We start from the raw sequence: 12,957 nt of genomic DNA on the forward strand, positions 1-12,957 counted from the left end.
GTTCGGGGCTGAAACGATCCCCCGGATCGTTTCCGGGACGCCCCTCACCCCCCGAGATATTTCTTGGCATGAAGAAAGACAGGCGTGGAAAGCGCGTTTTGCCGTGTGGGAGCGAGGCCGGGCCGGTTAATGTCGGTTTTGCCCGGTTGCGTCAGGAATTCGCGATGGCGCGCTTGCAGGTGGCTCGTTCGACGTCCGCATCTGCCGGGCACATCTTTCCCGCTCTGCCAAAATGTCACAATCTGACTGTCAAGCCCTTGGTTTTGCTGGACGCAGGGCGGGGGCTTGGGTAGATTCAGGGGAAACGGGGCGCAATGACCCCGAACCTTGAGGCAGTATTGATGTTTCCCGAGCGGTTTTCGAACCTACCGGCCTATGCGTTTCCGCGCCTGCGGAGCTTGCTGGACGCCCATGCGCCCGGCGGCGAGGTGCTGCACATGACCATAGGCGAGCCCAAGCACGCCTTTCCGGCGTGGGTGGCCGATGTGGTGGCCGAACATGCCGCCGAATTCGGGCGCTATCCGGTCAATGAGGGCACCATCGGGCTGCGGCAGTCGATCTGCGACTGGATCGCGCGGCGCTATGGTGTCCGGCTGGAGGCCGAGCGCAACGTGATGGCGCTGAACGGGACGCGCGAGGGGCTGTATAACGCCATGATGGCGCTGTGCCCCGAGCAGAAGAACGGCAAGCGGCCCGTGGTGGTGCTGCCGAACCCGTTTTACCAGGTTTACATGGTGGCCGCGCTGAGTGTGGGGGCCGAGCCGGTGTTCCTGCCCGCGACGCGCGAGACCGGCCATTTGCCCGATTTCAGCGCTGTGCCCGAGGAGGTTCTGGCGCGCACGGCGGTGGTGTATCTGTGTTCGCCGTCGAACCCGCAGGGCGCGGTGGCGGGTTATGACTACTGGCGCGATCTGATCGCGCTGGCCGAGCGGCACGATTTCCGCATTTTCGCCGATGAGTGCTATTCCGAGATCTATCGCGGCGAGGCCCCCGTGGGGGCGCTGGAAGTGGCGCATGGCATGGGGGCGGACCCCGAGCGCGTGGTGATCTTTCACAGCCTGTCGAAACGGTCGAACCTGCCGGGGCTGCGCAGCGGTTTCGTGGCGGGTAGCCCGGAGTGTATCGCGCGGCTGAAGCTGTTGCGCAGCTATGCCGGTGCGCCGTTGCCGATGCCGTTGCAGCACGCGGCCGAGAAGGTCTGGGCCGATGAGCTGCATGTGGTGGAGAACCGCCGCCTCTATGCGGAGAAATACGCGCTGGCCGACGAGATCATGGGCGATGTGCCGGGCTATGACAGCCCGCAGGCGGGGTTTTTCCTGTGGCTGCCCGTCGGGGATGGCGAGGCCGCCGCGCTGAAGCTGTGGCAGGAGACGGGCGTGCGGGTGTTGCCCGGCGCCTATCTGAGCCGCGAGGCCGGGGGGCAAAGCCCCGGCAAGGGATATATCCGGGTCGCGATGGTGGCCCCAGGAGAAGAGATGGCGCGGGGCCTGACCCGGCTGCGCGACTGTCTGTACGACTGAAGTGAGGACGAGGGACAAGATGGCATATCAGACACGCGGGCGCGAGCCGCTGCTTGACAGCACCATGGCCGAGGCAATCGAGAAGCGCGGCAAGGAGTTGATGGGCCTGGCCCTGCTGTTGCTGGGGGCGATGGCGGCGGCGATGATCGTCTCGTATCACCCGGACGACCCGAGCTGGATGTCGGCCACCGATGCCCCGGTGCAGAACTGGATGGGGCGGATCGGGGCCTCGATCGCCGCGCCGCTGTTCATGATCGTGGGCTGGGGGGCCTGGGGGCTGGCCATCGTTCTGGGCGCCTGGGGGCTGCGGTTTGCCCTGCATCGCGGCGAGGAGCGCGCGGTGGGCCGTCTGATTTTCGCGCCGATCTGGGTGGCGCTGTTGTCGCTTTACGCATCGTCCCTTGCCCCCGGCGAGGCCTGGGCCGCGACGCATAGTTTCGGCCTTGGTGGGTTATTCGGTGATACGGTGCTGGGCGCGTTGCTGGGCATTCTGCCGTTCGGGGCGAGCCTTGGGCTGAAACTGTTGTCGCTGGCGATGGGGCTGGCCGTGCTGGCGCTTGGGGCGTTCGTTCTGGGCTTTACCCGGCCCGAACTGGCGCGCATCGGGCGGTTTTTGCTGGTGGGCATCATCATGACCTATGCCTGGGCCATGGCGCTGATGGGCCGTGGCGCGAAGGGGGCGGTAATTGCTGCGCAGGGCGTGCAGGCGAAGGCGGCAGAGGCCCGCGCGCGGCGCGATGCGGATCGTGCCGAGGCCGAGGAACTGGCCCGCGCCGAGGCCGCCGTGCCGGTGCAGCCGGTGGTGCGCCGCGGTGCCGCGATGCCCGCTGAGCCGCAGCTTACGGCCCCGGCGCCGGAGGAGGCCGACAGGCCCGGCGGCTTGCGGATGATCATGCCGTCACTGATGCGCCGCGCCGAGCCGGAGCCCGAGCCGGAACTGGTGGAATCCTTTGGCCCTGATACGGATGTCGAGGCGCCGGGGGACGATCGCATCCGCGCCAAGATCACCGAGGTGATCAAGAACCGCGTGCGCCAGAATCCGGCGCTTCGGGTCGAATCGGTCGCGCCGCTGACCAAGGGGCGTGGGCGTGGGCCCGATCCGCTGATCCTGAATACCGCGCGCACGGGCGGATTGCCGCCCGAGCCGCCGCTGACCGCCGCGCATATCCAGCCGATGCCGCAGGAGCCGCAACTGACGGCCGCGCCGCAGCAGGCCTGGCAGCCCGAGCCGGTCCAGCCGGAAATGCCCATGCAGCCGCAGCCCGAGGCCGCGCAGCCGCGCATCCCGGTGGCCGAGCCGAAAAAGGTTGTGCAGCACACGCCGCGCAAGGCGCCGCAACCTTCGGCGCGGGCCATGGCCGAGGCGCAGCCGAAACTGCAATTCGAAGAGGCCGCGCAGGTGGAATACGACCTGCCGCCGCTGAGCCTGCTGAACAATCCGGCCAATATCGTGCGCCATCATCTGAGCGACGAGGCGCTGGAGGAAAATGCGCGCATGCTGGAAAACGTGCTGGACGATTACGGCGTCAAGGGCGAGATCGTCAGCGTGCGTCCCGGCCCTGTCGTCACCATGTACGAGCTGGAGCCCGCGCCGGGCCTCAAGGCCAGCCGGGTGATCGGGCTGGCGGACGATATCGCGCGGTCGATGAGCGCCTTGTCGGCGCGCGTGAGCACCGTGCCGGGGCGCAGCGTGATCGGGATCGAACTGCCCAATGACAATCGCGAGATGGTCAGCTTCCGCGAAATCCTGTCGAGCCGCGATTATGGCGACGGTAATCAGAAGCTGCCGCTGGCGCTGGGCAAGGATATCGGCGGCGATCCGGTGGTGCAGAACCTGGCGAAGATGCCTCACCTGCTGATTGCGGGGACGACCGGCTCGGGGAAATCGGTGGCGATCAACACCATGATCCTGAGCCTGCTCTACAAGCTGACCCCGGATGAGTGCCGCCTGATCATGATCGACCCCAAGATGCTGGAACTGTCGGTTTACGACGGCATCCCGCATCTGTTGTCGCCGGTCGTGACCGATCCGAAGAAGGCCGTGGTCGCCCTGAAATGGGTCGTGGCCGAGATGGAAGAACGCTATCGCAAGATGTCCAAGATGGGCGTGCGCAATATCGACGGCTACAATGGCCGGGTCGCGGATGCGCTGGGCAAGGGCGAGATGTTCAGCCGCACGGTGCAGACCGGGTTTGACGACGAGACCGGCGAACCGGTGTTCGAGACCGAAGAGTTCGCGCCCGAAAAGATGCCCTATATCGTGGTCATCGTCGACGAGATGGCCGACCTGATGATGGTGGCCGGCAAGGAGATCGAAGCCTGCATTCAGCGCCTTGCGCAGATGGCGCGGGCGAGCGGCATTCACCTGATCATGGCCACGCAGCGCCCGTCGGTGGACGTGATCACCGGCACGATCAAGGCGAACTTCCCCACGCGGATCAGTTTCCAGGTGACCTCGAAGATCGACAGCCGCACCATTCTGGGCGAGATGGGCGCCGAGCAACTGCTGGGCATGGGCGACATGCTGTATATGGCGGGCGGCGGCAAGATTACCCGCTGTCACGGGCCGTTCGTCAGCGACGAAGAGGTCGAGGAAGTGGTGACCCATCTCAAGGCCTATGGCCCGCCGGCCTATGTGGGCGGTGTGCAGGATGGCCCGGACGACGACAAGGCCGACAGCATCGACGCGGTTCTGGGCCTGTCCACGGGCGGCAACACCGATGGCGAGGACGCGCTGTACGATCAGGCGGTGGCGATTGTCATCAAGGATCGCAAATGCAGCACCTCCTACATTCAGCGCAAGCTGGCGATCGGCTATAACAAGGCCGCGCGTCTGGTGGAGCAGATGGAAGACGAGGGCGTCGTCAGTTCGGCCAACCATGTCGGCAAGCGCGAGATTCTGGTTCCCGAACAATAGGGCGGTGCGCGCCGGTGATTTGACCGGCGCGGTCGTGCGCTGCGGTTCGTCGGAAGGCGGTGGCGGACCGGCGCGGGCTTGATATCCCTGTCCGGGGTCCTGATATCAGATCGAACGCTGTTGTTATTGAATATCCGGCAGGGCACGGGCCAGATTGGTGTGTGACCTGTCACGAAAGGAGCCCGACGGCATGAAATTGATCCCTGTTCTGGCCGCTGGCGCACTGAGCGTCGCCATGGCCTTGCCCGCGGCGGCGGAAAAGTTGTCTCTGAGCCAGCTCTCGTCTTATTTCAACGGGTTCCGCACCGCGCAGGGCGAATTCACCCAGATCAACGACGATGGCACGATCAGCACTGGGCGGTTGTACATCAAGCGCCCCGGCCGGGTGCGGTTCGAATACGATCCGCCCGAGCGCACGCTGGTGGTGGCCGATGGCGTTACGGTGGGCGTGGTCGATCCCAAGTCGAATACCGGCCCCGAGGGCTATCCGCTGCATCGCACGCCGCTGAAGATCATCCTTGCGAACCGGGTAGACCTGACCCGCGAGCGGATGGTGACCGGCCATGACAGCGACGGCAAGACCACCACGGTGCGCGCGCAGGACCCCGAGCATCCCGAATACGGCAGTATCGACCTGGTGTTCACCGCCGATCCGGTGCAGTTGCGCCAGTGGATCGTGAACGACGACAGCGGCAGCAAGACGACGGTGGTTCTGGGAAATATGGAAACCGGGATGCAACTGGCCAATGACCGGTTTGTCATCCCCGGCATCGGAACCGGCCCCAAACGCAACGACCGCTGATCGCGGGGCCGCCTGCGAGGGTGAATGAACGGGCGGGTATGCGACCCCGCCCGTCGTTTCTTTAGAGTACGCCGAAACCGCGCCCGTTGCAGGACATGAGCTGTGCCTGATAGAGGCGCGAGCGTTCCTCGACATTGGCCGACACCCGCAGGAGCCATGGCTTGGCATTGTAGCTGCCCCGCGAAAACCCGGTGCGGCCTTCGTGGTAGGCGAGGTACTGGTTGCGCGCGTCATGAAGCGGGATGCCCAGCCGTTCGTAGGATTTGGCCATGTACCAGCCCATGAAATCGGTGGCGTCGTCGATATCGTTGCGCCGGGCCGAAAACCGCCGCGTGTCGCGTTTGTATTCGTCCCATGTGCCGTCCAGCGCCTGGCTGTAGCCATAGGCCGAACTTTGCCGGCCCATCGGGATGACCCCCAGAACATAGCGGAACGGCGTGCGGGCGTTGCCGTCGAATTTGCTTTCCTGATGGATGGTGGCCATCTGCACGTGCACGGGGACGCCCCAACGGCGCTCGGTCGCGCGGAAGGCGCGTTTGTACTGTGGCCGTTCGGCCAGAATGGCGCAGGCATTGTCCAGGTTTCCGGGCGGCGGGCCGCTGCGCCCGCCCATGCCGCAGGACGCGACCAGAAACAGGATCATGACTGCGCGAAGAGTTCTGCTCATCTGCCTCTCGCTTTCGTTTTGTCTTTTTTGCCAAGTCTAACGCAATTGGCGGTGCGGGGGAATCCTGAAATCGGGGGTGTTTACGGCAGGGCCACGGGGAGGCCGGTTTGACGGACTGTCACTGCAAGGTTCACAGACTGTTTCCCGCGTTTTTCCGCCCAGAGGTTGGACAAACCGCCCTTGAAACCGGTAGGCTGCGCAGTTAGGGGCTGCATTATGATGTTGAAGACACGCGCAAAGTATCATTTGGGACAGGTTGTCCGTCACCGCAAACATCCGTTTCGCGGCGTCGTGTTCGATGTGGACCCAGAATTTTCCAATACGGAAGAATGGTATCACTCGATTCCCGAGGACAGCCGCCCGTCGCGCGAGCAGCCTTATTACCACCTTCTGGCCGAAAACGAACAAAGCTACTACGTGGCGTATGTATCGGAACAAAACCTGATCGCCGACTATTCCGGCGAGCCGGTGGATCACCCGGATATTCCCGATTTGTTCGGCCCGTTCGAGGATGGGCATTACCCGCTGCATTTTCAGTTGAACTGAGGGGGCGCAGGGGCGTTTTGCCCGGCATTTCCTAGTATCCCAGGGCGCAGCCGTCCTTGCGCGGGTCGCTGGCCCCTTCCAGCACGCCGTCAGGGCGGATCAGGATGGCCTGTGCGCCGCCGATGGGCTGTTCGGGGATGGCGATCCGGTGGCCCATTTCGGCCAGTTCGGCGCGCACCGCGTCGCTATAGCCGCGCTCGACCTTCATCACGCCCGAATCGGTGAAGGCGCGCGGGGCGTCGATGGCCGATTGCGGGTCCATCCCGAAATCGCGCAGGTTCGACACGAATCGCGCGTGCCCGTTGGGCTGATAGGCGCCGCCCATCACGCCGAAGGGCATCGTGACGCGCCCGTTTTCGCCCAGCATGCCGGGGATGATCGTGTGCATGGGGCGTTTGCCACCGGCCATTTCGTTGGGGTGGCCCGGTGTCAGGCAGAACCCCGCGCCGCGATTTTGCAGCAGGATGCCGAATTTTTCCGATGCGATGCCCGACCCGAAGCCGTGGAAGATCGAGTAGATCAGCGAGACTGCCATGCGGTCGCGATCGACGACGGTGATATAGATCGTGTCGCGATGCACGGCCTCGGCCACGGGGGCGGGATCGGGCATGGCGTTTTGCGGGTCGATCAGCGCGGCGAGTTTCGCGGCGGTGTCGGGCGACAGCATGTGGTCCAGCCGCGCGGTGTGATCGGGATCGGCGATGATGCGGTTGCGCGCATCATAGGCCAGTTTGGCGGCCTCGGCCTCGATATGGGCGCGCTGGCTGCCGGTGGGGTCCATGCGTGCGATGTCGAAATGCGACAGGATATTGAGCATCAGGATCGCGGTGGCCCCTTGCCCGTTGGGCGGATGTTCCACCAGATCGACGCCCTGATACGGGCCGGACACGGGCGTGGTGTAGTTGCTGGCGGGGGCGGCGAAATCATCCGCCGTGTGAACGCCGCCAAGCGCGTTGAGCACGGCCAGCATATCGTCGGCGACTTCGCCGCTGTAGAAGGCATCGCGCCCGTCGCGGGCGATGCGGCGCAGCACCTCGGCCTGACCGGGGGAACGGAAGATTTGCCCGGTGGTGTAAGGTGCGCCGTTGTTGGAATAATGGTCAAGCCCATGACCTTGCAGGATTTTTCCTGCCTCCGGCCAGTCCAGCGCGACGCGCGGGGCCACCGGCACGCCCTGATCGGCATAGTGGATGGCCGGGGCCAGCAGGGCATCGAGGCCGAGTTTGCCGTGATCGGCGCTGAGGCGGCAGAAGGCGTCGATGGCGCAGGGGATCGTCACCGCGTCGGGGGTATTCAGGGGGACGGTGGCATGGCCGCGTGCGCGCAGCCCGGCGGCGCTGGCCGCAGCGGGGGCGCGGCCCGAGCCGTTCAGGGCCTGAATGTCGTCGCTGCCCGGCGGGGTGAACAGCACGAAGCAATCGCCGCCGATCCCTGTCATTTGCGGTTCGCAAATGCCCAGCAGGACCGCGCCCGCGATGGCCGCGTCCATGGCGTTGCCGCCACGTTCCAGAATGTCGATTGCGGTTTTTGCCGCCAGCGGGTGCGAGGTGGCGCACATGCCGTTGGTGGCGAAGGTGGCGGACCGTCCGGGAAGGTGAAAATCGCGCATCGGGAGCCTCTGATTGATAGCAGGGGCAAGCCTAGGGGGCTACGGGCGATTTGCCAATGTTTCTGGGGAAGTACCTCGACGCCGCGCACTGGGTGGGGGCTGTTGAACGCGACGCCGAGGGAAGCCTTTTGCAGCTACGCGATCAGTTTTGCCCCGGCATTCAGGCGGATTTTCGTGCACATTTGGGCAAATTCGTGATCTTGGGTTTATACGCCTGCGTTCCGGTCCGGAACCGGGCCGAAATCCAGCTCCAGACGATTTTCCCCGCCGGTTCGCGTGTAAACCGCCGATTCGGTGAGATCGCGAATCAGGAACCAGCCGAATCCGCCTTCGGGCAGGTCCGAACGGGGGACGTGCGGATCGGGCAGGATACCGGGCGGTGGTGTTCCTGCGGGCATGGGGTTGCCCCGGTCCTCAAGAACGATGCGCAGCCGGCCATCCCGCAGAGAGGCGCGCAGGGTGACCGGGCCGGACACCTGCCCGGCATAAGCATGTTCGGCGATGTTGTTCAGCGCCTCGGCAAGAACCAGTTCCGCCGTTCCCAGCCGATCCCGGCTCAGGCCATGCCGTGCCAGGGTATCGCGCACCTGTCGCAATACCGGGCGAACCTCGGTTTCACACCCGGTCAAGCGCAGGGTGAAACCGTCGTCGGGGGGGATGGGCGGCATGACGTGATTTGCCTTGCCCGGGGCCGGGGGCCGCTCAGCCGGCGGTGTGGGGGGCCAGATCGGCGACATGGGCGTGAATGTAGAAAACCGAATCCATCCGGGTCAGGCGAAAGACCTTGGCCACATCGGGCGTCAGCCCGGCAAGGTCCAGTTGTTTGCCATGTGCCAGCTGCTTTTTCGAGGCCACGATGGCCCCAAGCCCGCTGGAATCCACGAAACAGACGTTGGACAGGTCCAGCACGATATGGTTCGGACCCGTTTCGGTGGCGGCGCGCATGGCGTCCTTGAACCGGATGGCCACGGCGGCATCGATTCGCGGGATAGTGACGGTGATGATCTTGAGATCGTTGTTTTGGGTTTCCTGGAGGGGCATGATGTTCTCCGGCCGTAGGTAGTAATACGGGCGAGGCTAGACCCCATTCCTTACCATTCGGTATTCATCCACGGGACAACAGGAGGACGGAGCATGAAAGAGGTTGTGATCGCGGGCGCGGCCCGCACGCCGATGGGCGGATTCCAGGGGGACTTCGACGGGGTCGAGGCCCCGGTTCTGGGCGGTGCGGCTATTCGCGCGGCGCTGGCCGATGCCGGAACGCAAAGCGTGGACGAGGTATTGATGGGTTGTGTGCTGCCAGCCGGGCAGGGGCAGGCACCCGCGCGGCAGGCCGGATTCGCCGGGGGGCTGGGCGAAGAGGTTCCCGCGACCACACTGAACAAGATGTGCGGCTCGGGGATGAAGGCGGCGATGATGGGGTTCGATCAGATCGGGCTTGGCCATGCCGACACGATGATCGTGGGCGGGATGGAGAGCATGTCGAACGCGCCCTACCTGTTGCCCAAGATGCGCGGCGGCGCGCGGCTGGGGCATTCCCAGGTGATCGACCACATGTTTCTGGATGGCTTGGAGGATGCCTATGACAAGGGCCGCCTGATGGGCACCTTTGCCGAGGATTGCGCCGAAAAGTTCCAGTTCACCCGCGAAGCGCAGGACGAATATGCCATTGGCTCGCTGGAAGGGGCGCTGGCGGCGCAGAAATCCGGTGCGTTCGAGGGCGAGATCGCGCCGGTGACGATTTCCACCCGCAAGGGGGAGGTCACGATTTCGCAAGACGAGCAGCCCGCCAAGGCACGGCCCGACAAGATCCCGCAACTGAAACCGGCCTTTCGCAAGGACGGCACGGTGACGGCGGCGAATTCCAGTTCGATCAGCGACGGGGCGGCGGCGATGGTGCTGGCCTCGCGCGAGGCGGCCGAGGCGGGCGGGCTGAACATCCGGGCGCGGATCGTCGGCCATGCCAGCCACGCGCAGGCGCCGGGATGGTTCACCACCGCGCCGGTGCCCGCCGCGCAAAAGCTGCTGGAGCGGATCGGCTGGAGCAAGGACGAGGTGGACCTGTGGGAGGTGAACGAGGCCTTTGCCGTGGTGCCGATGGCCTTCATGCAGGAAATGGGCCTGCCGCGCGACAAGGTGAACGTGAATGGCGGGGCCTGTGCACTTGGGCACCCCATCGGGGCCAGCGGTGCGCGGATCATGGTGACGTTGCTGAATGCGCTTGAAAAGCGCGGGCTGAAACGCGGTGTCGCGGCGATCTGCATCGGCGGCGGCGAGGGCACGGCGATCGCGATCGAGCGCGTTTGATTTCCGATCCGGCCCGGCGGCGTAAAGCGCGCCACCGGGCCGTCTTTATTATGCCTTCATGCGTGCGCTGGCAGGGTCGTAGAGCGGTTTGAGGCTGGCCTCGGCCCTGACCCGTGTTCCGGCCACGTCGATTTCATAAGCGGAAGCCAGGAGCTGATCAGCGGTTTCACCGGCGCAGGGTACGTAGCCCATGCCGATGGCCCCGCCCAGATGGTGGCCGTAACTGCCCGATGACAGATAGCCCACGATCTGCCCGTCGCGCAGCACGGGTTCGTTGTGATAGAGCAGCGGCTCGGGGTCGGTCAGGCGGAACTGCATCATGCGGGTTTGCAGCCCCTCGTCGCGCTTGCGCTGCACGGCGTCGCGGCCGATGAAATCGGGTTTGGATTTCGACACGGCAAAGCCGAGACCGGCCTCGAGCACGTGATCCTCGCAGGTGATGTCATGGCCGAAATGACGGAAGCCCTTTTCGATGCGGCACGAATCCATCGCGTGCAGGCCGCAGAGTTTCAGGCCGTGATCTGCCCCGGCTTCGATCAGGGTCTCAAGCACATGCGCGGCCATGTCGGTGCCGATGTAGAGCTCCCAGCCAAGCTCGCCCACATAGGACACGCGATGCGCACGGGCGAGGCCCATGCCGATCTCGATCTGGCGGGCGGTGCCGAACGGGTGGGCGGTGTTGGAGAAGTCATCCGGTGACACCGCGCGCAGCAGGTCGCGCGACTTCGGGCCCATGACGGCCAGAACGCCCTCGGACGTGGTGACATCGGTGATCACGGCCATGTAACCGCCAAGGTGACGGCGCAGCCATGTTTCATCGGCCAGCCGCGTGGCGGCGGGGGTGACGACCAGATAGGCGGTTTCCGACAGGCGGGTGACGGTCACGTCGGCCTCGATCCCGCCCTTCGGGTTGAGGAACTGGGTATAGACGATCCTGCCCACCGGAACGGAGATATCCGCGCCGCAGACCTGATTGAGGAAACCTTCGGCGTCCGGGCCTTCGATGCGCAGCTTGCCGAAGGAGGACATGTCGTACAGGCCCACCCCGTTGCGGATCGCGCCATGCTCGGCGGCGGCGTTGGCGAACCAGTTCTGACGGCCCCAGGAATAGGCATAGTCACGGTCCTGCCCCGGATCGGCGAACCAGTTGGCGCGTTCCCACCCGGCCATTTCGCCCATCACCGCGCCCCGATCGAGGAGGTGGGCGTGAAACGGGCTGCGCCGCACGCCGCGTGCGGTGGCTTTCTGCCGGTAGGGGAAGTGATCGGCGTAAAGCAGCCCCAGCGTTTCGGTGGAGCGGCGTGCCAGATAGGTGCGGTTGCCCTGAAACGGGTGCATGCGTGAGATATCGACATCGCCCAGGTCGAAGGGCTTTTCGCCGTCCTCCATCCATTGCGCCAGCGCCATGCCCGCGCCGCCCGCGGACTGGATGCCGATGGAATTGAACCCGGCGGCGATCCAGACATTGTCCATCTCGGGGGCGACGCCAAGGTGATAGGCGTCGTCGGGGGTGAAGGATTCGGGCCCGTTGAAGAAGGTGTGAATGCCTGCCTCGCCCAGCATGGGCATGCGGTTGACGGCCCATTCGAGGATCGGTTCGAAATGGTCGAAATCCTCGGGGAGCTGGTCGAACTCGAAATCCTCGGGGATGCCGTTCAGAGCCCAGGGTTTCGAGACCGGCTCGAACGCGCCGAGCATCATCTTGCCCGCGTCTTCCTTGTAATAGGCGCATTCGTCGGGCACGCGCAGCACCGGCAGAGGAGTGAGGCCGGTGATGGGTTCGGACACGATATAGAAATGCTCGCAGGCCTGAAGCGGGACGTTCACGCCCAGCATCGCACCCACCTGCCGCCCCCACATGCCCGCGCAGTTCACCACATGCTCAGCCTCGATATGGCCCGATGTGCCGTCTTCGCCCTGCCAGTCCACGCCGGTGATGCGGCGGCCCTGACGGGTGACGCCGGTGGCAAGGGTGCGCTCGGCCACGGTTGCGCCGCGCTGACGCGCGCCCCTGGCCAGGGCAAGCGCGATATTGGCCGGATCGCCCTGACCGTCCTTGTCGAGATAGACCGCGCCGGTGACGCCGTCGATGTTCAGATGGGGATATTTCGCCTGAACCTCGGCGGGGCTGATTTCCTCGACATCGACGCCGAAGGCGCGGGCCATGGCGGCCTGACGGTAGATTTCCTCGCGCCGCTCGTCGGTGAGGGCGACGGTGATCGAGCCAGTGCGCCGGAACCCCGTGGCGACGCCGGTTTCCTCTTCGAGATTGCCATAAAGTTCCTGACTGTACCTGGCGAGCCTGGTCATGTTCGCCGTGGCGCGCAGTTGCGCGATGAGGCCCGCGGCGTGCCATGTGGTGCCGGAGGTGAGCTGTTTGCGCTCCAGCAGGACGACATCGCGCCAGCCGAGGCGGGTGAGGTGATAGGCGACGGAACAGCCGATGATGCCGCCGCCGATGATGACGGCGCGGGCGTATGTGGGAAGCTGGGTCATGAGCGGGCCTCTGGGTGCGATTGGCGGTTGGTTTCGGATGTTGCCGCGTCCGACCGTCCGGGGGATGTTGTCCCCCGGACCTGCCGGGATATC

At 65.1% G+C, this 12,957-nt stretch carries 10 protein-coding genes; 5 read left to right on the forward strand and 5 right to left on the reverse strand.

Annotated elements, in window-relative coordinates; all coding sequences use genetic code 11:
• The first annotated feature begins 341 nt into the window (after positions 1 to 341).
• From BUB53_RS09710 to BUB53_RS09720, 3 genes are all read left to right on the forward strand, one after another.
• Positions 342 to 1,520, forward strand: coding sequence for an aminotransferase class I/II-fold pyridoxal phosphate-dependent enzyme (locus tag BUB53_RS09710; protein WP_073034665.1), 1,179 nt, complete (start codon positions 342 to 344; stop codon positions 1,518 to 1,520).
• A gap of 19 nt (positions 1,521 to 1,539) precedes the next feature.
• Positions 1,540 to 4,437, forward strand: coding sequence for a DNA translocase FtsK (locus BUB53_RS09715; protein WP_073034517.1), 2,898 nt, complete (start codon positions 1,540 to 1,542; stop codon positions 4,435 to 4,437).
• A gap of 190 nt (positions 4,438 to 4,627) precedes the next feature.
• Entirely contained in the window at positions 4,628 to 5,239 is a 612-nt protein-coding gene (locus BUB53_RS09720) for a LolA family protein (protein WP_073034518.1), read from the forward strand.
• A 61-nt stretch (positions 5,240 to 5,300) separates the two neighbouring features.
• Here BUB53_RS09720 and BUB53_RS09725 read toward each other — a convergent pair whose 3' ends face one another.
• A complete protein-coding gene (locus BUB53_RS09725) occupies positions 5,301 to 5,906 on the reverse strand; it encodes a transglycosylase SLT domain-containing protein (RefSeq protein WP_073034519.1) in 606 nt (201 codons plus the stop codon).
• 219 nt (positions 5,907 to 6,125) lie between these two features.
• Between BUB53_RS09725 and hspQ the strand changes: the two genes are divergently transcribed.
• Positions 6,126 to 6,452 (forward strand): heat shock protein HspQ, encoded by a 327-nt coding sequence (hspQ, locus tag BUB53_RS09730; protein ID WP_073034666.1) that lies wholly within the window; start codon positions 6,126 to 6,128, stop codon positions 6,450 to 6,452.
• Between the two features lie 31 nt (positions 6,453 to 6,483).
• Here hspQ and BUB53_RS09735 read toward each other — a convergent pair whose 3' ends face one another.
• The 3 genes from BUB53_RS09735 to BUB53_RS09745 all read right to left on the reverse strand — a co-directional run bounded on the left by BUB53_RS09735 (position 6,484) and on the right by BUB53_RS09745 (position 9,102).
• The gene (locus BUB53_RS09735) at positions 6,484 to 8,061 is read right to left on the reverse strand and encodes a gamma-glutamyltransferase family protein (protein ID WP_073034520.1); all 1,578 of its coding nucleotides are present in this window, start codon (positions 8,059 to 8,061) and stop codon (positions 6,484 to 6,486) included.
• Positions 8,062 to 8,267: 206 nt separating this feature from the next.
• The gene (locus BUB53_RS09740) at positions 8,268 to 8,729 is read right to left on the reverse strand and encodes an ATP-binding protein (protein ID WP_073034521.1); all 462 of its coding nucleotides are present in this window, start codon (positions 8,727 to 8,729) and stop codon (positions 8,268 to 8,270) included.
• Between the two features lie 34 nt (positions 8,730 to 8,763).
• Complete coding sequence (locus tag BUB53_RS09745) at positions 8,764 to 9,102, reverse strand: STAS domain-containing protein (protein WP_073034522.1); 339 nt, start codon at positions 9,100 to 9,102, stop codon at positions 8,764 to 8,766.
• A 93-nt stretch (positions 9,103 to 9,195) separates the two neighbouring features.
• On the opposite strand from BUB53_RS09745, the gene BUB53_RS09750 reads away from it, so the two are divergent.
• Positions 9,196 to 10,368, forward strand: coding sequence for a thiolase family protein (locus tag BUB53_RS09750; RefSeq protein WP_073034523.1), 1,173 nt, complete (start codon positions 9,196 to 9,198; stop codon positions 10,366 to 10,368).
• Between the two features lie 48 nt (positions 10,369 to 10,416).
• Here the strand turns inward: BUB53_RS09750 and BUB53_RS09755 are convergent, their stop codons facing one another.
• The gene (locus BUB53_RS09755; protein ID WP_073034524.1) at positions 10,417 to 12,864 is read right to left on the reverse strand and encodes a GcvT family protein; all 2,448 of its coding nucleotides are present in this window, start codon (positions 12,862 to 12,864) and stop codon (positions 10,417 to 10,419) included.
• Positions 12,865 to 12,957 lie beyond the last annotated feature (93 nt).

Source organism: Roseovarius pacificus (assembly GCF_900142665.1).
Taxonomy (GTDB): Bacteria; Pseudomonadota; Alphaproteobacteria; order Rhodobacterales; family Rhodobacteraceae; genus Roseovarius; species Roseovarius pacificus.